At 63.8% G+C, this 19,647-nt stretch carries 16 protein-coding genes, 1 tRNA gene and 3 pseudogenes; 10 read left to right on the forward strand and 10 right to left on the reverse strand.

Going from position 1 to position 19,647, the window contains the following annotated elements; translation table 11 throughout:
• Positions 1-41 precede the first annotated feature (41 nt).
• Entirely contained in the window at positions 42-302 is a 261-nt protein-coding gene (locus DDA93_RS07720; protein ID WP_019481759.1) for a DUF4235 domain-containing protein, read from the forward strand.
• Between the two features lie 7 nt (positions 303-309).
• Here the strand turns inward: DDA93_RS07720 and mnhG are convergent, their stop codons facing one another.
• The 6 genes and pseudogenes from mnhG to DDA93_RS07750 form a co-directional block, all read right to left on the reverse strand.
• Positions 310-705, reverse strand: a complete 396-nt coding sequence (mnhG, locus tag DDA93_RS07725; protein WP_019481758.1) for a monovalent cation/H(+) antiporter subunit G — start codon at positions 703-705, stop codon at positions 310-312.
• Positions 706-708: 3 nt separating this feature from the next.
• Positions 709-966, reverse strand: a complete 258-nt coding sequence (locus tag DDA93_RS07730) for a monovalent cation/H+ antiporter complex subunit F (protein ID WP_019481757.1) — start codon at positions 964-966, stop codon at positions 709-711.
• Positions 963-1,546, reverse strand: a pseudogene (locus DDA93_RS07735) (Na+/H+ antiporter subunit E). The gene DDA93_RS07730 and the pseudogene DDA93_RS07735 overlap by 4 nt, the downstream one beginning before the upstream one ends.
• Positions 1,543-3,153: a Na+/H+ antiporter subunit D gene (locus DDA93_RS07740; RefSeq protein WP_116778434.1), complete on the reverse strand. Its 1,611-nt coding sequence runs from the start codon at positions 3,151-3,153 to the stop codon at positions 1,543-1,545. Before DDA93_RS07740 ends, DDA93_RS07735 begins: the two are co-directional and overlap by 4 nt.
• Positions 3,150-3,644, reverse strand: coding sequence for a Na(+)/H(+) antiporter subunit C (locus tag DDA93_RS07745; RefSeq protein ID WP_019481754.1), 495 nt, complete (start codon positions 3,642-3,644; stop codon positions 3,150-3,152). Before DDA93_RS07745 ends, DDA93_RS07740 begins: the two co-directional genes overlap by 4 nt.
• Entirely contained in the window at positions 3,641-6,649 is a 3,009-nt protein-coding gene (locus tag DDA93_RS07750) for a Na+/H+ antiporter subunit A (protein ID WP_024477117.1), read from the reverse strand. The genes DDA93_RS07745 and DDA93_RS07750 overlap by 4 nt, the downstream gene beginning before the upstream one ends.
• A 221-nt stretch (positions 6,650-6,870) precedes the next feature.
• Between DDA93_RS07750 and DDA93_RS07755 the strand changes: the two genes are divergently transcribed.
• Positions 6,871-8,286, forward strand: coding sequence for an MFS transporter (locus DDA93_RS07755; RefSeq protein WP_116778435.1), 1,416 nt, complete (start codon positions 6,871-6,873; stop codon positions 8,284-8,286).
• Positions 8,287-8,306: 20 nt separating this feature from the next.
• Here the strand turns inward: DDA93_RS07755 and dcd are convergent, their stop codons facing one another.
• On the reverse strand, positions 8,307-8,882 hold the full coding sequence (gene dcd / locus DDA93_RS07760; RefSeq protein WP_019481751.1) for a dCTP deaminase: 576 nt from the start codon (positions 8,880-8,882) through the stop codon (positions 8,307-8,309).
• A gap of 34 nt (positions 8,883-8,916) precedes the next feature.
• Positions 8,917-9,770 (reverse strand): annotated as a pseudogene (gene kynA / locus DDA93_RS07765) (tryptophan 2,3-dioxygenase).
• A gap of 127 nt (positions 9,771-9,897) precedes the next feature.
• On the opposite strand from kynA, the gene DDA93_RS07770 reads away from it, so the two are divergent.
• Positions 9,898-9,971, forward strand: a tRNA-Gly gene (locus DDA93_RS07770).
• An 18-nt stretch (positions 9,972-9,989) separates the two neighbouring features.
• Here DDA93_RS07770 and DDA93_RS07775 read toward each other — a convergent pair.
• Both DDA93_RS07775 and DDA93_RS07780 read right to left on the reverse strand, forming a co-directional pair.
• Positions 9,990-10,328, reverse strand: a complete 339-nt coding sequence (locus DDA93_RS07775) for a YnfA family protein (RefSeq protein ID WP_019481749.1) — start codon at positions 10,326-10,328, stop codon at positions 9,990-9,992.
• Positions 10,329-10,423: 95 nt separating this feature from the next.
• A complete protein-coding gene (locus DDA93_RS07780) occupies positions 10,424-11,803 on the reverse strand; it encodes an MFS transporter (RefSeq protein ID WP_243400558.1) in 1,380 nt (459 codons plus the stop codon).
• Between the two features lie 113 nt (positions 11,804-11,916).
• Between DDA93_RS07780 and DDA93_RS07785 the strand changes: the two genes are divergently transcribed.
• The 7 genes and pseudogenes from DDA93_RS07785 to DDA93_RS07815 all read left to right on the forward strand — a co-directional run bounded on the left by DDA93_RS07785 (position 11,917) and on the right by DDA93_RS07815 (position 19,614).
• Positions 11,917-12,777: a LysR substrate-binding domain-containing protein gene (locus DDA93_RS07785; protein WP_019481747.1), complete on the forward strand. Its 861-nt coding sequence runs from the start codon at positions 11,917-11,919 to the stop codon at positions 12,775-12,777.
• 103 nt (positions 12,778-12,880) lie between these two features.
• Positions 12,881-13,309, forward strand: coding sequence for an aspartate 1-decarboxylase (gene panD / locus DDA93_RS07790; protein WP_024477119.1), 429 nt, complete (start codon positions 12,881-12,883; stop codon positions 13,307-13,309).
• 253 nt (positions 13,310-13,562) lie between these two features.
• Complete coding sequence (locus DDA93_RS07795; protein ID WP_237715218.1) at positions 13,563-14,801, forward strand: extracellular solute-binding protein; 1,239 nt, start codon at positions 13,563-13,565, stop codon at positions 14,799-14,801.
• 53 nt (positions 14,802-14,854) lie between these two features.
• Positions 14,855-15,763 (forward strand): sugar ABC transporter permease, encoded by a 909-nt coding sequence (locus DDA93_RS07800; RefSeq protein WP_050994835.1) that lies wholly within the window; start codon positions 14,855-14,857, stop codon positions 15,761-15,763.
• Entirely contained in the window at positions 15,760-16,608 is an 849-nt protein-coding gene (locus tag DDA93_RS07805) for a carbohydrate ABC transporter permease (RefSeq protein WP_019481743.1), read from the forward strand. Before DDA93_RS07800 ends, DDA93_RS07805 begins: the two co-directional genes overlap by 4 nt.
• A 52-nt stretch (positions 16,609-16,660) precedes the next feature.
• Positions 16,661-17,989 carry a sn-glycerol-3-phosphate ABC transporter ATP-binding protein UgpC gene (ugpC, locus tag DDA93_RS07810; protein WP_116778436.1) on the forward strand — a complete coding sequence of 443 codons (1,329 nt, stop codon included), beginning with the start codon at positions 16,661-16,663 and terminating at the stop codon, positions 17,987-17,989.
• Positions 17,990-17,995: 6 nt separating this feature from the next.
• Positions 17,996-19,614: pseudogene (locus tag DDA93_RS07815) on the forward strand (helicase HerA-like domain-containing protein).
• Positions 19,615-19,647 lie beyond the last annotated feature (33 nt).

Here is a 19,647-nt window from a genome sequence, read left to right on the forward strand (position 1 = left end):
ACGCTAGGCTTGAGAAAAGAGCCACCATCGAAGGAGACACCATGAATCAGCTTATGAAACTGCTGGGCGTAGCACTGAGCCTTGGCGCCGGCATCGCCGGAGCCAAGGTCGTGGATTTCATCTGGCACAAGACCACCGGCAAAGCCTCACCGAAGGACGAGGACGGGCTCGAGAACAGCCTCCGTTCCGCTATCGCGTTCGCGCTGATCTCCGGTGCCGTGCGCGCCGTCCTGCAGGTCCTCACCAACCGCACCACGCAGCGGGCAGCCAACCGGTTCGCGAAGTCCCGCGACCTGACGTAGGTCCTATTTACGTCTCATCGGGGCGCTCGGTCGGATTCCGGCCGGGCGCCTTCTTGTTGGCGGCCTTCTCCACAACCTCGTCGAGTTCATCCATGCTGAGCAGGTCTCGTCGCAGGTGTTTGGTGCGGTATCCCGCCCGGCCCACCATGTGGGCTGAGACTGGGACGGTCAGGAGCATGAAAATCCAGCACACCAGCAGGACCGGGATCAACACCCAGCTGCGCATCTGTAAGCCCATGGCCAGGAGGAACAGCAGCAGTCCCAGCACCTGGGGTTTGGTTGCCGCGTGCATCCGGGTGAGGAGGTCAGGGAAACGGAGCAGGCCGACGCCGGCAGCAACCGACATCAGTGCCCCTCCGATCATGAGAACGGCTGTCACCACGTCAATGAGAGTGTCGCTCATGTCCTACTTCCTGTCCGTGACGAACCGTGCGACGGTCACGGATCCAATGAATCCGATCACCGAAATCCCGACCAGAAGCACAATGTTGTCCAGGTGCCGGTTCACTGCCATGTCCACGGCCAGCGCTCCACCAATGATGGCGAGCAGCACGTCGATCGCGAGCACCCGGTCCAGGATCGAGGGGCCTCGCGCAATCCGATACAAAGCGCACAGGGCGGCGAATCCGAGCAACAGTCCCACAATAATTACGGCGCTCGTCATTTCCGGATCCCCTCCTCACGCTCTTCGTTCTCCTGATCGAACCGGACCTCAGTCTGCAGCAGCGCCAGATCATCCGGGGTTCCCATAATCCTGATCAGCCAGGCTTCGGTGGCCCGCACATCGGACCTGATCTTCGCTGCACCCTCCGGCGTCTTCACATTCAGGCAGTGCAGGTACAGCGTGGAGGTAGAGCGGTCCACCTCCACCACCAGCGATCCGGGGATCAGGGAGAGCGCGTGCCCGGTGACGGTCACCAGAAGGTCGGACTGGCTCCGAAGCTGGACTGCCACCACCGCGTTGACGAGCCTCGGGCCCTGCGTGAGCGAGAGCCAAAACACTTCGAAACTCGCCACCACGAGTTTGTACAGGAATCGTCCGATGAACGGGACCGCGTACAACACGTTGAATCGGCCGCTGAGCTCCACCGGCGGCAGGTACAGCAGGTTGGCCACTGCGTAGGCGATCAGGCCGCCAAAAATGAGGTTCCCCGGGCTGAAGTCCTGCACAGTGCGCCCCAGACGATGACCAGCCAGATAATCAGGGGCAGTTCCGTGATGAAGGGGATCTTCTGTCGGCTCATGGCGCGCTCCCTTCGCCCAGGACCGCTTCAATGTAATCGGTCCGCTCCAGCATGTTCTGCGCAGCGTTGTCGCTGATTTCAAACAACGGACCCGCCAGGAGGGTAAGGGTCACTCCCAGGCCGACCAGGCCCATGGTGGGACCGACCATGGTGCGGGGTAGCAGGTTCACCGGTTTGCGCCCGGAGAACCGCCCAGTGGTCTCGCTGTTGACGCGCTGCGAGGTGCGAACGGCTGATCCGTCTGCCTTGGTGGCGAGCAGGATGGGATCCGGGTGCAGTGCGTCTTCGGGGCGGCGCCAGAAGGCGCGGTTCCAGACGCGGGCAATCGCCAGCAGGGTCAGGAGGCTGGTGAGCACACTGGCGCCAACCGCCACATAGGCGATGGGTGTGCCCAGTTCGACGCCGGCCTGCAGGATACCCAGCTTGCCGAGGAACCCGGAGAAGGGCGGTATTCCGGCCAGATTCATTGCCGGGATGAAGAACAGTACGCCAAGTAGCGGCGATAGCTTGGCGAGCCCACCAAGGCGATCCATATTGGCGGTCCCACCACGGCGTTCAATCAACCCGGTCACCAGGAACAGGCTGGTCTGCACCGTGATGTGGTGCGCCACGTAGAAGATCGCGGCGCCCAAGCCGACGACGGTTGAGATCGCCAGCCCGAAGATCATGAACCCGATGTGGCTGACCAGGGTGAAGGACAACATTCGTTTGATATCCGACTGCGCCAAGGCCCCGAGGATCCCCACCACCATGGTGAGGATTGCCACCACCATCAGCAGGGTGTTGATGCGGTCGCCCGGGAAGAGCAGCGTCTCGGTGCGCACCATTGCGTAGACGCCCACCTTGGTGAGCAGGCCAGCGAACACGGCAGTTACCGGTGCGGGCGCTGTCGGATAGGAGTCAGGCAGCCAGAAGGACAGGGGGAAGACGGCTGCCTTGATTCCGAACGCCACCAAGAGCATCAGGTGCAGCATCATCTGCGTGGCAGGGTCGATCTCCCCTAGCTTCACCGCAAGATCGGCCAGGTTGATGGTTCCCGTTGCGGCATAGATCATGCCGATCGCAATCAGGAAGAGCAGCGACGACACCACGCTGACCACCACGTAGGTCACTCCCGCGCGGATCCGCTGGGTGGTTCCGCCGAGGGTCATCAGCACATAGCTGGCCGTCAGCAGGATTTCAAAGCCCACATACAGGTTGAACAGGTCGCCGGACATGAACGCGTTGGAGACGCCGGCCACCAGGATCAGGTAGGTGGGGTGAAAGATCGAGATGGGGCCGTCTTCATCGCCGTCGGTCATGCCCTGTCCGGTGGCGTAAATCAGCACCGCGAGGCTGATCGCCGTCGAAATAACCAGCATGAGAGCGGAAAACTGGTCGACCACCAGGGTGATGCCGAAAGGCGGCATCCACCCACCAATGAACACCGCGGTGGCTCCGTGCTCTGCGGCATTCTGCAGGAGGAACAGTTCGAGGATCAGTGTGATGCTCAGGGTCGAAATGCTGACCGCCCGCTGCGAGCGGGAATGCCGGATCAGGAGGAAGGCAACCGCTGCGCCAAGGAACGGGAGGACCACCGCCAGCGGTGCGAGGCTTGCAATGTTCACCGTGGCTCCTTCGGTTCGGAGGGAAGATCAAGGACGCCCGCGTTTTGAGAGCCGGGCGCTTCCTCGGCTTCCTCCAGCGGGGTGAACTCGGTGGTTTCTTCGGGGACATCGGCGTCGTCTTCAGCGTCGAAGCTGCCCTGGCTGGCGACCCTGCGGTCCTCCATATCGTCCTGGACCTCGTCGCGGCGGCCCAGCACCCAGGACCGGTAGATGATGCCCAGCATGAAGGCGGTCACGGCGAAGGAAATCACAATGGCGGTCAGAATCAGGGCTTGGGGCAGCGGATCCGAGTAGGCGTCGGCGGCGATCTCCTCCGAGTACAGGGGGGCGACGCCGGCCCGACCGCCCGCGGAAAGCAACAGGATGTTGGCGCCGTTGGCCAGCAGGATCAGACCCAGCAGGACCCGGGTCAGGCTGCGTTCCAGCAGCAGGTAGATGCCCCCCGCGAAGAGGGCTGCCATGACCACCAGCAGGGTGATGTTGACGCTCATCGAGCTACTCCCTCGCCGGTTTCGGTATGTTCTTGCTGTTGTAGCTTCATCTCGCTCGGGTCGTTCTTCGCCGAGAGGCCCTCGCTGCGTTCATCGATCTCCGAGCCCAGGCTGCGCAGCACGTCGAGCACCAGCCCGACGACCACCAGGTACACACCAATGTCGAAAATGGTCGAGGTGACGAACTTGACGTCGCCGAAGACCGGCAACCAGAACTCCAGGATGGCCGTCTGGAGGATCTGGCCTCCCAGCAGCAGCGGGATCAGCGCGCTCAGGGAGGTGGTCGCCATACCCGCGCCGAGCAGGACCCCCGCGCTCACCGGGCTGGCTTCCGCCAGTTCAAATCGGCCACCCGCCAGATAGCGCACGGTCAGCGCCAGCCCCGCCAACAGTCCACCCGCGAATCCACCGCCCGGCAGGTTGTGACCGGCGAGGAGGAGGTAAATGGAGAAGATAATGATCGAGTGGAAGAGCAGCCGGGTGACGACTTCGAAGATGATCGATCGGCGTTCGGGCGCGAGGGTCCGGCCGGCGACCAGCCACGCGTCCCGGGAGACTGACGAGAACTTCTTCGCCAACTCCAGTGCTGCGGCTTCCCGACCGAACTCGGCAATGGGTTCCTGGCCGCGATCGACGGATCCGGATTTGACGGTCTCTGCCCGCTGGCGGGTGTCGCCCCGGCCACGGATGAAGATCAGGCTGGCGATGCCGGTGGCTGCGATGGCCAGTACTGAAATTTCCCCGTACGTGTCCCAGGCCCTGATATCGACCAGGGTGACGTTGACGATGTTCTCTCCACCGCCGCCCTCGTAGGCCAGACCCGGGTACTCCAGTGACACCGGGCTGGCGACCCGTGATGCCATGGATGACATGGCGATTGCCACCATCACCAGGCCGAAGGAGATTCCCAGCACGGCGCGCAGCAACCGGTACCGTCCCGGCTCCCGCTGCCACAGCCGCGCGGGTAGCGAGCGCAGCGCGAGCACAAAAGCCACCAGCACAATGGTTTCCACCAGCATCTGGGTCAACGCCAGGTCCGGCGCCCCCTGCAGCGCGAAGATGAGGGCCATCCCGTATCCGGTCACCCCGACCATGAGCACTGCCATGAACCGCTTGGTAGCGCGGACTGCAGCCAGAATGCCGATAATGATGACGACGCCGGCCGCCACCTGCGCTGGTGAATCAGCGATGTGCCACCGATCCGGGAGCGGTGCATCGTAGAACAGGATCGCTGCCAGGGGGGCGAGGATGGCCATGGTCAGAATGACGAAGAGGTAGAACGCCAGCGAACCGCGCTGGGTGCGGCCGGTGATCCAGACGGCGACGTCGTCGAGCGTGCCGATGGTGTACTTGTAGCCGCGCTCAGCGTCGACCACTGAGGGAACCCTGGACTGGATACGCTCGACGTGGGCCCGGAACCAGAACAGCAGAATACCGACGGCGATGGTCACTACGGAGAGCAGCAGCGCGGGAGTGAACCCGTGCCAGAGGGCGAGGTAACTTTCCTCGCCGTCGGCTTCGAAGAGGGTGACGTAGGGCTGGATGATGGAATCCACTGGTGCAGGCCAGAGGCCGAGGACCACGGTGAATACGGTGAGCAGCGCCGGCGCGAAAAGGAAGGATTTCTCCACCTGCGTGAACGGGGTGGCGGCTTTGCCCTTGCAGGCGAAACCGCCCCAGACGAATCGCGCACTGTAGGCGAAGGTCAGGGCAGAACCAACAACGATGCCGACAAGCAGGAGTGTGCCGACGGGGGTGGGATCGATCTCCGCCTGGTGAACGAAGGTCTCGAAGACGGATTCCTTGGCCACGAAGCCCAGCAGCGGTGGGAGTCCCGCCATCGACGCAGCGGCGATCGTGGCGATCACGGCCAGGGCGGGGGCGGTTTTCCTGATTCCCGCGAGTTTGCGGATGTCCCGGGTGCCAGCCTGATGGTCGATGATGCCGACCACCAGGAACAGGGTGGCCTTGAACAGACCGTGGGCCAGGAGGAGGCCCAATCCGGCCAGCGCCCCGCCGGGGCCGCCGAGTCCGACCACCATCGTGAGGAACCCGAGCTGACTCACCGTTCCATACGCGAGAATCAGTTTCAGGTCATGCTGGCGTAGCGCCCGCCAACCGCCCACGAGCATGGTGGCAAGGCCGATTATCAACACCATCGGCAGCCAGGAGGCAGCATCAGCGAACCCCGGCGCGAACCGGGCGACCAGGTAAATACCAGCCTTCACCATCGCCGCGGCGTGCAGGTAGGCGCTCACCGGGGTGGGCGCCGCCATCGCTCCGGGTAGCCAGAAGTGGAACGGGACCAACGCGGATTTGGTGAGGGCGCCGACGAGGATCAGCCCGATGGCGACGTCGATCACCAGTCCGTTGGACAGCAGCGACTCGGACTGCGCCATGATGTCCGAGATCCGGTAAGTCCCGGCGGTCTGGCCTAGCATGATCATGCCGACCAGCATGGTCAGACCGCCGAAGGTGGTAACGATCAGGGCCTGGAGAGCCGCGCGGCGCGCCGCCAGACGATGCCGCGAGTAACCGATCAGCAGGTAGGACAGGACAGTGGTCAGTTCCCAGAAAATGAACAGCAGGATCATGTTGTCGGCGGTGACCAGGCCGAACATGGCCCCAGCGAACGCGAGCAGTTGGGCGCCGAACGGGCCGATGTTCGGTTCGTCCTGCTTGAAGTACCGTGCACAGTAGAACAGGACCAGGGCGCCGATACCCAGGATCAGGATCGACAGTATTGCCGCCAGGGCATCCATCCGGAAAGCCAGCTCAAGGTTGAGACCGGGAATCCACTGGAAGGCTATCGAGGGCGGGGCATTGGGCTGGCCCTCGAGGAGACTCTGCCCCTCGCCCGTGTACTGGTCGAAGGTGATGACCAACCAGACGAAGGCCGCTCCGGGAACCGCCCCGATCACGTAGAAGGCCGAGCGGCCGAGCCGGCGGAAGATCAACGGCGCGACAAAGGCTACCGCGAATAACGCGATGAGCACGATTAGCACGATGATCTCCTGATCTCTCAGATGAGACGGTCAGCTGATAGACAGCGCGGACGGTCAGGGGCTTCGACTTATTCTACCTGTGGAATACAGGCCGTCCCGACGTATTACGCCGTCGGCGACTGTTTCGGGGTTTCCGGAATACCGTGCCTGACCCGCGCGTTTGTGCGATCAACGGAAGATGTTCATGGGTTTGCGGGTATCCGCGGGATAGCATTCACCGTATGAGCGTGGATCCTCCCCAGCCGGTGCCGTCCCATCCAGTTCCAGCTGCCCGGCCGGAGGGTACGACATCGGGCACGACGGCGTCCGGTGCGGGCCGGCTGCTGTCCCGGCCGGTCCTCGCGTGGGCCTCCTGGGACTGGGGATCGGCCGCCTTCAACGCGGTCATGACCACCTTCGTGTTCACCGTGTATCTGACCAGCGACGCGTTTGGTGGGGAGGCCAGGGCCTCGGTGGTGCTGGGCTGGGGTCTCGCCGCTGCCGGAGTGCTCATCGCGCTACTGGCACCGGTGACGGGGCAGCGCTCCGACAGCGGCGGCCGGCGCAAGCTCTGGCTCGGCGTGAACAGCCTCCTCGTGGCAGTCCTGACCGGGCTGTGCTTTTTCGTCTTCCCCCAACCCGAGTTCCTGCTCCTCGGGGTCGCGCTGATTGCACTGGCCAATGTCTTCTTCGAGTTCGCCGGAGTCAACTACAACGCCATGCTGACGCAAATTTCCACCCCGAGCAGCATCGGCCGGATCAGCGGGTTCGGGTGGGCCATGGGCTACGTGGGCGGCATCGTCGCCCTGATCCTGGTGCTCGTGGCCTTCGTGGAGCCAGTGTTCCCCTGGTTCGGCTCCGATACCACCGACAGCCTGAACATCCGGCTGGTCGCAGTGTTCTCGGCGATCTGGTTCCTGGCCTTCGCCCTGCCCGTGATGTTCGTCGTCCCGGAGGTACCGCGCAAGGAGAAAGCAGCCCAACTGGGCTTCTTCGCCTCCTACGGTCTCCTCTTCCGGCGGGTCAAGGCAATCTACCGGACCAGCCCCCACACCATCTTCTTCCTGCTGGCCAGTGCCATTTTCCGTGACGGGCTGGCCGCCGTTTTCACCTTCGGCGGCATCATCGCCGCGGGTACGTTCGGCTTCACCCTGAGCGAGGTGATTGTCTTCGCCATCGCCGGCAACCTGATTGCGGCGGTCGGTGCCATCGGCGGCGGTTTCCTGGACGACAGGACTGGGCCCAAACGGGTCATCATCATCTCGTTGATCGGCCTGCTGGTAGCCGGGTCTGCCGTCCTGGTCCTTGGCCCGGGCACCCACGATGTGTTCGGCTACACCTGGACCGGAGATACGACGTTCTGGGTCTTCGGGCTGATGCTCACCCTTTTCGTCGGCCCGGCGCAGGCCTCATCGCGTGCATATCTTGCGCGTCTGGCTCCGGACGGAGAAGAGGGTGAACTGTTCGGCCTGTACGCCACCACGGGACGAGCCGTCAGCTTCCTCGCACCCGCTCTCTTCGCGGCGTCGATCACCATCTTCGGTGAACAGCGGTTTGGGACTATCGGCATCCTGGTGGTGCTGCTGGTCGGACTGCTGGTGTTGCTCCCGGTGAAGCCGCCCGCGAAGGTGGCTACCGCCGTCGTCCCGTCCTACTGAGGGTCGGCTGGGGCTGGCTGTCAGATGGCGGTGCGGTGGAAGTTCTGGTGGCTGCGCGACGCCGTCGGGCCGCGCTGTCCCTGGTACCGGTTCCCGTAGGGGCCGGAGCCGTACGGGTGTTCGGAGGGGGAGGTGAGCCGGAAGAAGCAGAGCTGGCCAATCTTGGAGCCGGGCCACAGTTTGATGGGCAGGGTGGCCATGTTGGAGAGCTCAAGGGTGACGTGTCCGGAGAACCCCGGGTCGATGAATCCCGCGGTGGAGTGCGTCAGGAGTCCGAGCCGCCCCAGTGAGGACTTGCCCTCCAGCCGTGCCGCGATGTCGTCCGGAAGGGTCACCGTCTCGTAGGTTGACCCAAGGACAAACTCACCCGGGTGCAGGATGAACGGCTCGTCCGGGTCCACCTCCACCAGCCTGGTCAGCTCGGGCTGGTCTTCAGCAGGGTCGATGTGCGCGTACTTGTGGTTGTCGAACAACCGGAAGTAGCGGTCAATCCGGACGTCGACGCTCGAGGGCTGGACCATCGCCTCGTCATAGGGATCCAGCACAATTCGCTGGCGGTCAATTTCGGTTCGAATGTCGCGGTCGGAGATCAGCACGGTTCAAAAATACCGCAGTCCCCGGGGTTAGTGGTTATCGGCCGATCTCGGTGCGCACGGCGTAGAGCTCCGGGAAGAAGGTCAGCTCGAGGGCCTTCTGGAGAAACCTACGCCTGAGGACCCGCCCGTGCCGCGTTTAAACCCAATGGTTCGTTCGACAGTCTTCAAATGCCGGAACCGCCAGAGCTGGAAATTGTCTTCCAGGTCCACCAGTTCCTCGCAGGCCTCGTAAAGGTCCCAGTTGTCCTCGGCGTTCTCGTACACCGCCTTGTACACCTGGACGAGTTCCGGGTTGAAGACGTGGGCAGTGCGGAGGTCCCGCTCCAACAGCTCAGCGGGGATGTTGTGTCCCCGGCGGGAAAGGAACCTGATGAACTCGTCGTAGATACTCGTCTGATCCAGCAGGGTGGCCAGCAGCTCCTGCGCCTCGGGGTCATTCGCGAAAACCTCAAGCATCCCGGCGTTCTTGTTGCCGAGCAGGAACTCGACGGCGCGGTACTGGTAGGACTGGAAGCCGCTGGAAGCACCGAGATCCCCGCGGAACTCGGCATATTCGGAGGGGGTGAGGGTGGCCAGTACCGACCACTGCTCGGTGAGGGAGCGCTGGATGTGCTTGATCCGGGCGATCCCCTTCATCGCCGATCGCAGGTCATCGACCTGCAACTTGGCACGCACCGCACGCAGTTCGTGAAGCACCAGCTTGAGCCAGAGCTCCGACGTCTGGTGCTGGATGATGAACAGCATCTCGTCGTGGTGCTCGGGGCGGCTGACCGGATGCTGCGCTGCGAGAAGCTCCCCCAGGGAAAGATAGGATCCGTAGCTCATCTTCGCGGTGAAATCCTTCTCGATGCCCGCTTCCAGGTCCCTGGTGTTCTTTTCGACGCTCATGGTCTTAGGGTACCTACCGCGGCGAGGCCCGGTGTCCGGCCCGGTGTTTTCGGGACGGTGAGGTTGAGGTAGGCTGAATCTCGTTGTTTTCGCAGGGATTCAGGCCACACTGTCGGCTGGTCTCCATGCGGGCGTAGCTCAATGGTAGAGCGCTAGCTTCCCAAGCTCGATACGCGGGTTCGATTCCCGTCGCCCGCTCCAGTTTTCGGCCCCACGGTGTCAGCCCACCGGCCGTGGAGCGAACATGATCACCGCCACCCCCACCAGGCAGAGCACCGATCCGCCGATATCCCAGCGGTCCGGACGGAATCCGTCAAACACTATGCCCCAGGCCAGGGATCCCGCGACGAATACCCCACCGTAGGCAGCGAGGATCCGGCCGAAGTTCGCGTCCGGCTGCAGGGTGGCGATAAACCCGTAGGCCGCGAGGGCCATCATGCCCAGCCCGGCCCACCACCACGGTTTACCTTCCCTGATGCTTTGCCACACCAGCCAGGCACCGCCGATCTCGGCGACCGCGGCAATGACAAAAAGGACCACAACGAGGACGACAGTCATACTGCATTATTGCCGAGTGGTGGGTGTGGCGGGTTCAGGGGACCCGACCGCCCCGTCACAGCCACCCGCTCGGCGGGCAGTTGGACGGGTGCGGGCTAGACGGCCGCGTGGCTCCTAGCATCGGGGGATTTCGGGACGATCGCCACCAGCCGCCGTCGTTGGCTGGGTGAAACTGTGTAGCGGAAGCGCAGGGTCAGCTGGCCCTTCTGAGCGAGAACGACGGCGAACACGCCGGCTGCCAGCAGCGGCACTCCGCCGGCGATCAACACCGTGGTGTGCGCCCCGATGTTTTCGGCCAACCAGCCGATCATGGGGCCGCCGATCGCCTGGCCGCCGATGAGGACCATCATGTACAACGCCATGACCCGCCCCCGGATGGCGAGGTTGGACGAAATTTGCACCAGCTGATTGGCGCCGGTGATGAACCACAGGCACCCGATCCCAGCGAAGAACATCAGGATCGCGAAGACCGCCTGGTTAGGTGCCACCGATCCAAGAGCCATGAAGCCGCCAAACGCGGCCGCACCGCCAAGCACCCCGCGCAGGCGGAGCGTCGTCCGCCGGGTGGACGCGAGCGCACCGACCAGCGACCCGGTGGCCAGTGCTGTGTTCAGGAAGCCATACCCCTGGGCGCCGGAGTCGAAGACGGTGTCGGCGAATGCAGCCATGAGTACGGGTGTGCTCATGGCAAACACCGAGACGAATGCGCCCATCAGCATGCACCAGAAGATGGCCGGTTTCCTCATCACGTAGCGGGCGCCCTCACGGAGCTGGCCTTTCGACCGGGGCGCCCTGGCCGCGACGCTCAGTTGGTCGGTCCGCAGCAGGGCGAGGGTGGTCACCGTGTAGAGGCAGGCGACGGCGTTCACCGCGAACGCCCACCCGCCGCCGATCGCGGTGATCAGCACACCGCTGACCGCGGGACCCACCATGGCCCCCACCTGGAAGATTGATGAGTTCAGGCTGATCGCGTTGCGCAGGTGCACTGGCCCCACCAGGTCGTTGACGAACACCTGGCGTGCGGGGGCGTCCACCACGGTCACCAGCCCCAGGGTGAAGGCGATGACGTAGACATGCCACACTTCGACGACGCCGGTCAGGGCTAGCACCGCCATTGCCGCTGCCATCAGGGCGGCCATGCTTTGCGTGATGATCAACAGGATGCGTTTGGGATAGCGGTCCGCGATGATTCCGCCATACGGGCCGAGGAGGAGGAACGGCGCGAACTGCAGTGCAACGGTGATCCCGACGGCGGTGACCGATCCGGATAGCTCCAGGACCATCCAGTCCTGGGCGATGCGTTGCATCCAGACGGCGATCACTGCGACCAGGTGGGAGATCGCGAATCGGCGGAAGTTGGGGATGCGAAGTGAGATGAACGTGTCACGCCAGGCTGGACGCTGGTTGGTGATCGGCAGGGGCGCGGTAAGCGTGGGGTCTCCAGCCGGGCCGGCGGAGGGTGGTGGGGGTGCCAAGGTGTCTTCCTGTGCTGGAGGGGTGAGATCGCTTTCCACGCTACGCACCGCCAATCCATGATGAAAGCGTATGGTGGCTATAACTCGTATTCGGAAACGTAATAGGCGGCATCATGTTTGACCCGGCCCAACTGAAAACCTTCCTTGCCGTCGCCGAGACCCTGAGCTTCACCGGCGCCGCGGGCCGGCTCAACCTCAGCCAGCCCACCGTGAGTCAACACATCCGGAAGCTGGAGGAGGCGGCCGGCAGGCTCCTGATTTCCCGGGACACCCGCGAAGTCAGCCTGACCGACAACGGCGACGCGATGGCCGGCTTCGCACGGACCATCCTCGCCGCCCAGGAACAGGCGATGGTCTACTTCTCCGGGTCGGCCATGCGCGGCCGGCTCCGGTTTGGGGTGGCCGACGACCTCGCCATCACCCAGCTGCCACGCATCCTCCGCCACTTCCGGCAGCTCTACCCGCAGATCAACCTTGAGCTCACCGTGACCCAGAGCCCGCTCCTGTTGCGCCGGCTGCGCGCGGGCCAGCTGGACCTGATCTTCATCAAGTACATGAGCGGCACCGGCGAGGGCACCCTGGTGCAAAGTGACCAGCTGGTCTGGGCCGGGCACGGGAAAACCACCCTTGAGGACGGCGCTCCCGTGCCGTTGATCGTCTACCAGTCCCCCAGCCTCACCCGCCAGATGGCCATCGATGCGCTGGAGAAGGCTGGCCGAACCTGGCGCATCACCTGCAACACCCGGGAGATCAACGGCGTCCTGGCCGCCGCCCGTGCCGGTATTGGGTTAGCCGTGTTCCCGCAGTCCCTGATCCCGGAGGATCTGGTACAGGTCAGCAACCGTTTCAACCTTCCACCGGTGGGCGCGGTGGACTTCACCCTGCTCAGCAACCCCCTCGCCAACCAGGAGCTCGTGGCGGCGTTGACCTCCGCGATCATGGGCCGCGCGCTGCGCAAAGCCCCGGACGCCTGAGCCGCCCGGCCTTCGGCGCCCGACCCGCCAACCCCGGCCGCACCAGCAGCGTGCCGAACACCACATAGCCGGGCACTTCGGAACGGCGGTAGTGTTAACGCTGATGAATCGCACAATGTTCAAGTCCAAAATCCACCGCGCCACGGTTACCCACGCTGATCTGCACTACGTGGGTTCCGTCACCGTGGACCTTGACCTGCTTGAGGCCGCCGACATCCTGCCCGGTGAGATGGTCTCCATTGTGGACGTGACCAACGGCGCCCGGCTGGAGACCTACACCATTGCTGGCGAGCGTGGATCGGGCGTGCTCGGTATCAACGGCCCGGCCGCGCACCTGGTCCATCAGGGAGACACGGTCATCCTGATCACCTACGCCCAGCTGACTGACGCGGAGGCACACAGTTACCTCCCCACAGTGGTGCACGTCAATGAGCAGAACCGCATCGTGGACCTGGGAACCGACCCGGCCGAGAGCGTCACCGAGGGGCTCGAACGGCCCCCTCACGCCCTGAACAACTCAGCACTCCGGTAGCAACCGCTTACCTTCCCGCCATCTTTCGTCGTCAACCTTGACCGGATCGCAACCCTTCAATCTGGCGATTTCCCCACCCAGGGCATATGGTCTCAAAGACAAGGTTGCTTTGGTTCGCCCGCTGTACCTCGGGTGAACGGACTGTCTACAACGATGTGGAGGCGCGGTGGGAATGCCGAACAGGCGAGGAAAAATTCATCCAGTCCGGAGCCGGCCGAAAGCGGCAGCTGTGGCGACACTGGCGATCGGGACCATGTTGCTGACGGGTTGTGGGCCGGCGGAAAGCGTGACAACGCTTACCTGGTACATCAACCCCGACGCCGGCGGGCAGGCTGCCATAGCCGCAAGCTGCACCGAAGAGGCCGACGGCGCCTACCGGATTGAAACGTCCCTGTTGCCTACCGATGCAGCAGCCCAGCGCGAGCAGTTGGCGCGGCGGCTCGCAGCCGGAGACACCTCAATGGACATCATGAGCATTGACCCGCCGTTCATCCCCGAGCTCGCGGAACCAGGCTTCCTGGCACCCATCCCCGAGGACTCAGTCGACGTCTTCACCGAGAACGTGCTCGAAGGCGCGCTGGCCGGTGCCACCTGGAAAGAAGAACTGGTAACGGTGCCGTTCTGGGCGAACACCCAGATCCTCTGGTACCGCGAATCGGTCGCCGAGGCCGCCGGGCTGGACATGTCCCAACCCGTGACCTGGGACCAACTGATCGAAGCAGCCACCGAGCAGGACAAGCTCCTCGGCGTGCAAGGCTCACCCGCCGAGTCGATGACCGTGTGGATCAACGCGCTGGTTGAATCGGCAGGGGGCCAGATCCTCGAGAACCCGGAGGCTCCCGCCGACGAACTGCAACTGGGCCTCACCTCCGAGGCCGGGCAGGAAGCGGCACGGATCATCGCCACCATCGGCACCGAGGGCCTCGGCGGCCCGGGCCTGCCGACCTCCACCGAGAACACGTCCCTCACCCTCTTCCAGGGCGACGACGGCTCCTTCATGGTCAACTACCCGTTCGTCTGGCCCGCCACCCTGGGCGCCGTCGAGGCTGGGTCCATCGACCAGTCGGTGGTCGACGACATAGGTTGGGCCCTGTTCCCAGCCGTCACCGAGGGCGAGGACACCGCACCGCCGCTGGGTGGGATCAACCTCGGAGTCGGCGCGGCCAGCGACAACCCTGACCTGGCCTACGAAGCGATCGAGTGCATCGTCCAACCGGAGAACCAGACCGAGTACTTCATCACCAACGGCAACCCGCCATCGAACTCGGAGGCGTACGACGATCCAGCGATCGAGGAAGACTTCCCCATGGCGACGACCATCAGGGACTCCCTCGAACTCGCGGCTCCTCGCCCCCAGACACCGTTCTACAACGAAATCTCCACCGGACTGCAGCAGGAATGGTCGCCACCCAACGAAGTGGATCCTGACCAGACTCCCGAACAGTCCCAGGAGTTCATCACCGCAGTGCTCAGAGGGGAGAGGCTACTGTGAGTAGCTCAACGATCAACAAGCCTGACGCCGGCGACAAGCTGAAGAAGCAGAAGATGCAGCACAGCGACCGGGTCAAAGCCGAACGCCGGATGGGCTGGTACCTCGCGGGCCCCGCCTTCGTGGTGATGCTGATGGTGACCCTCTACCCGATCCTGCAGGCCTTCTTCGAGTCCCTGTTTGCGTTCCGGCTCACCGCCCCCGATGAGCGGGAGTTCATCTGGTTCGCCAACTACATCACGATCCTCTCCGACAGCGTGTGGTGGCAGGGCCTCCTGGTCACGGTCCTCATTACGGTGATCACCGTCGCCGTCGAACTGGTTCTGGGCTTCGCCCTGGCCCTGGTCATGAGCAAGGCGCTGAAGTCTCTCAAAGGCATCCTCCGTACCGCGATCCTGGTGCCGTACGGCATCATCACCGTGGTGTCGGCGTACGCCTGGTTCTACGCCTTCGACATCAACTCGGGGTACGTGAACGCCTGGTTTGACTGGGTCCCCGGCATCGACTCGGACCTCAACTGGTTCGCTCAGACCGGCACGTCACTCTTCGTGATCATGGCGTCGGAGATCTGGAAGACCACCCCCTTCATCTCACTGCTCCTCCTCGCCGGCCTGGCGCAGGTGCCCGATGAGCTGACCGAGGCCGCCAAGGTCGACGGCGCCACCTGGTGGGAGCAGATGCGCAAGGTCGTCATCCCCAACATGAAGGCGGCGATCATGGTCGCCGTCCTGTTCAGGGCCCTGGACGCGTTCCGAATATTCGACAATGTCTTCATCATGACCAATGGCGAGAACAACACCGAAGTGCTTTCGCTCCTCGCCTACCGGACGTCGATCAGCCGCCTCGAGATTGGGCTCGGCTCGGCCGTCTCGGTCCTGCTGTTCCTGTGCGTCATCCTGATCAGCTTCGCTGCCATCAAGATCTTCAAAGTGGATCTTGCCGGCACGAGAGGAGAAAAGAAATGAAGAACTCTTCCCGGCGCGAAAAGATCTGGTGGGCAGTAATCTCGGTTCTGGTGCTGCTTTACGCCCTGTTCCCGGTGGCTTCCATCCTGGCTACCTCGTTCAAATCTCCCAGCGACCTGACCAACGGAAGTTTCCTGCCGTCGTCGGGAGCTGCCACCATCTCCAACTACGAGCAGATCCTCGTTGGTGACGCGCAGGAACTGTTCCTGACCTCCCTGCGCAACTCCATCGGCATCTCGCTCATCGCCACGGCAATCGCCGTCGTCCTGGCCACCCTGTGCGCCTATGCGATTGCCCGTCTCGACTTCCCGGGGAAGCGGCTCGTGCTCACCACGGCCCTCGCGGTTTCGATTTTCCCCGTGATCTCGATTGTCACCCCGCTGTTCAACCTCTGGCGCAACATCGGCCTGTATGACACCTGGCTCGGGTTGATCATCCCCTACCTGTCCCTGACCCTGCCGATCTCCATCTGGACGCTGGCTGCGTTCTTCCGCCAGATCCCGTGGGAACTGGAGCAGGCGGCGCAGGTCGACGGCGCCACCACCTGGCAGGCCTTCCGCAAGGCCATCGTCCCGCTGGCGGCACCCGGGGTGTTCACGACCGCGATTATCGCGTTTTTCATCGCGTGGAACGACTTTGTGTACGGCATTTCGCTGACCTCCACCGAAGCAGCGCGGCCGGTTCCGGCGGCGCTGGCATTCTTCACCGGAGCCTCCCAGTTCGAGTCACCCACCGGCGCCATCTCGGCCGCTGCGATCATCGTCACCATCCCGATCGTCCTGCTGGTCCTGCTGTTCCAACGTCAAATCGTTTCCGGCCTGACCTCGGGCGCCGTCAAGGGCTAATGGCGCAGTCCCAGCCGCCTGCGCCAGTCACATAGAAAAGGATCACCAGAAAATGGCTTCAATTACCCTCAACAACCTGGTCAAGAAATACGGCGACGGATTCCCCGCCGTCAATGACATCAGCATCGACATCGCCGACGGCGAGTTCATCATCCTGGTGGGCCCCTCCGGCTGCGGCAAATCCACCCTGCTGCGCATGATCGTGGGCCTGGAGGACATCACCGACGGCGAGCTCCTGATCGACGGCGAGCGCGTCAACGATAAGGCGCCCCGGGACCGCAACCTGGCCATGGTGTTCCAGAACTACGCCTTGTACCCGCACCTCACGGTGTATGAGAACATCGCCTTCCCGCTGCGGCTCGCGAAAGGCAAGCACAGCGAGGAACAGGTGAACAAGCTTGTCACCGAGGCGGCAGCCACCCTTGAACTGACCGACCACCTGCAGCGAAAGCCGGCCAACCTTTCCGGTGGCCAGCGCCAGCGGGTTGCCATGGGCCGGGCCATTGTGCGCCAGGCTGATGCGTTCCTCTTCGACGAGCCGCTGTCCAACCTGGACGCGAAATTGCGCGGCCAGATGCGCTCAGAGATCTCCCAGATGCAGCGCCGGCTCGGGGTGACCAGCGTGTACGTTACCCACGACCAGACCGAGGCTATGACCCTGGGCGACCGGGTGGCAGTCCTGAAGATGGGCGAACTGCAGCAGATCGCCTCCCCACGGGAACTCTACGAGCAGCCCCGGAACCTTTTCGTTGCCGGCTTCATCGGCTCTCCATCGATGAACTTCATCCCCGCGACCATTGAGAACGGCAAACTGCAAACCGTCCTCGGCGACCTCGACGTCCCCGCCGAGAAGCTGGCCAAGGTTGAAGGCAAGAAGGTGGTGCTGGTGGGCGTCCGGCCGGAGTTCTTTGAGGACGCGAAACTGGTCGAGGAGTCCAAGTTGCCCCACGGCTCCATCTTCACTGCCACGCTCACCCATACCGAGTGGCTCGGCAACGAACAGTACGGTTACATCAACTTCAACCCGGACCCCGAAATGCGCGAGCTCCTGAACAATCTGGCCCGCGAAATGGATGCCGACGAACTCCGCCCGCAGATCGTTGTCACCCTCGACGCTGCCAGCCGGATCCGTGGCGGACGCGAAGCCGAAATCTGGCTGGACACCCGGAAGCTGCACCTGTTTGATCCTGAGTCCGGGGAGAACCTCACCCGCGATGCAGAGGCGGGCGCAGCGCTGACTGCTGAAGCCGGTCAGGAGCGTGCCGAGGAGATCGCCACGGCCAAGGAAGCGGACCGCGTCAACGGCCACGGAACCCCGGATTCGGGCAGCGGCACCACCGACAACGGTCAGGGTGGCGGCAAACACGCCGCGGCGAGCTGACCATTGGTGGAGCGTGACGGTTCGGAGCTGATTGCCGGGATCTCCTCCGGATATACCTTCGAGGGGCCCTCGATCCATCTCGGTGCCGCAGTGCTGGATGGCGAGGTGTACCCCGAAGCGGCGGTGCGTCTTCCGCTGGCGATGATGAACCGTCACGGGCTCGTCGCAGGGGCAACCGGCACGGGAAAAACCATCACGCTGCAGGTCATGGCTGAGCAGCTTAGCGCCCAGGGTGTCCCGGTGTTCCTGGCGGACATCAAAGGGGACCTGACCGGTCTCTCCACCCCGGGACCCGGCGGTGAGAAGCTGCTGGCCCGCACCCTGAGCGTGGGCCAGCAGTGGTCCGCCAGGAGTTTCCCGGTCGAGTACTTCTCCCTGGGCGGGCAAGGTGCCGGTGTTCCCATTCGCGCAACCATCTCCGAGTTTGGGCCGCTGCTGCTCTCCCGGGTGATGGACTTGAATGAGACCCAGGAGTCCAGCCTCACCCTGATTTTCCACTACGCTGACCTGGCCGGGCTGGAACTATTGAACCTCGCCGATCTTCGGGCAGTGATTTCGTTCCTCACCTCCGACGAGGGCAAAACCGCTTTGAAGGACCTCGGTGGCTTGTCGAAGGCCACCGCGGGGGTGATCCTGCGGGAGCTGATCACCCTTGAGCGCAGGACATGGCCAGATTCTTTGGAGAACCCGAATTCGACACCGCCGATCTGCTCCGCCAGGCCCCGGACGGCAGGGGAATGATCAGCTGCCTCGAACTGCCCACCCTCCTGCAAACACCCCAACTCTTTTCCACCTTCCTGATGTGGCTGGTAGCCGATCTTTTCGCCGACCTGCCCGAGGTGGGAGATCAAGACAAACCCAAGCTGGTGTTTTTCCTCGACGAGGCGCATCTGCTCTTCGACGACGCGTCCAAGGAATTTCTGCGGTCCATCCAGACGTCAGTCCGCCTGATCCGGTCCAAGGGTGTCGGCATCTTCTTCGTCACCCAGACGCCCAGGGATGTTCCAGCGGACGTCCTCGGGCAATTGGCCAACCGTGTTCAGCACGCGTTGCGCGCCTTCACCCCCGAGGACGCGAAGGCTTTGAAAGCCACGGTGTCCACCTTCCCCACCAGTGACTACGACCTGGCTGAGGTTCTCACCTCAGCAGGGACGGGCGAGGCGGTGGTGACCGTCATGAACGATCGGGGCGCGCCCACCCCCGTCGCCTGGACCCGAATGACCTCCCCCGAATCGACGATGGGCCCCTCAGTGCCTGCTGTCGTGGAGGAGATCGTCCGGGCCTCACCGCTCCGCACCCACTACGAAACGGCGATCGACAGCCATTCGGCCTTCGAAAAGCTCACCACTCCCGCTCCGCCCAGCGCGACGCCGCCCCGGGCCGAACCAGCTGCTGATGACGAGGCCCGCCGGATTGAAGAGTCAATTACGGGGCACCGGGGCGCCCCGCCAGCGTCCTCCGGTCCGGCTGGGACACCCCCACCCCTCGGCGTTCCCACGCCGGCACCCCGGCAGCAAGACGGTGAACTGATGGAGTTCGCGGTCAAGGCGGCAGGCGCCATCGGGGCGGAGCTCGCCCGGGGTTTATTCGGCACACAGCGGAGGCGCAGTCGTCGTCGTTGGTAACCGGGCACCACTCAACGGGTAACGTAATAGCGT

Source organism: Arthrobacter sp. Bz4 (assembly GCF_003075455.1).
GTDB lineage: Bacteria > Actinomycetota > Actinomycetes > Actinomycetales > Micrococcaceae > Arthrobacter_D.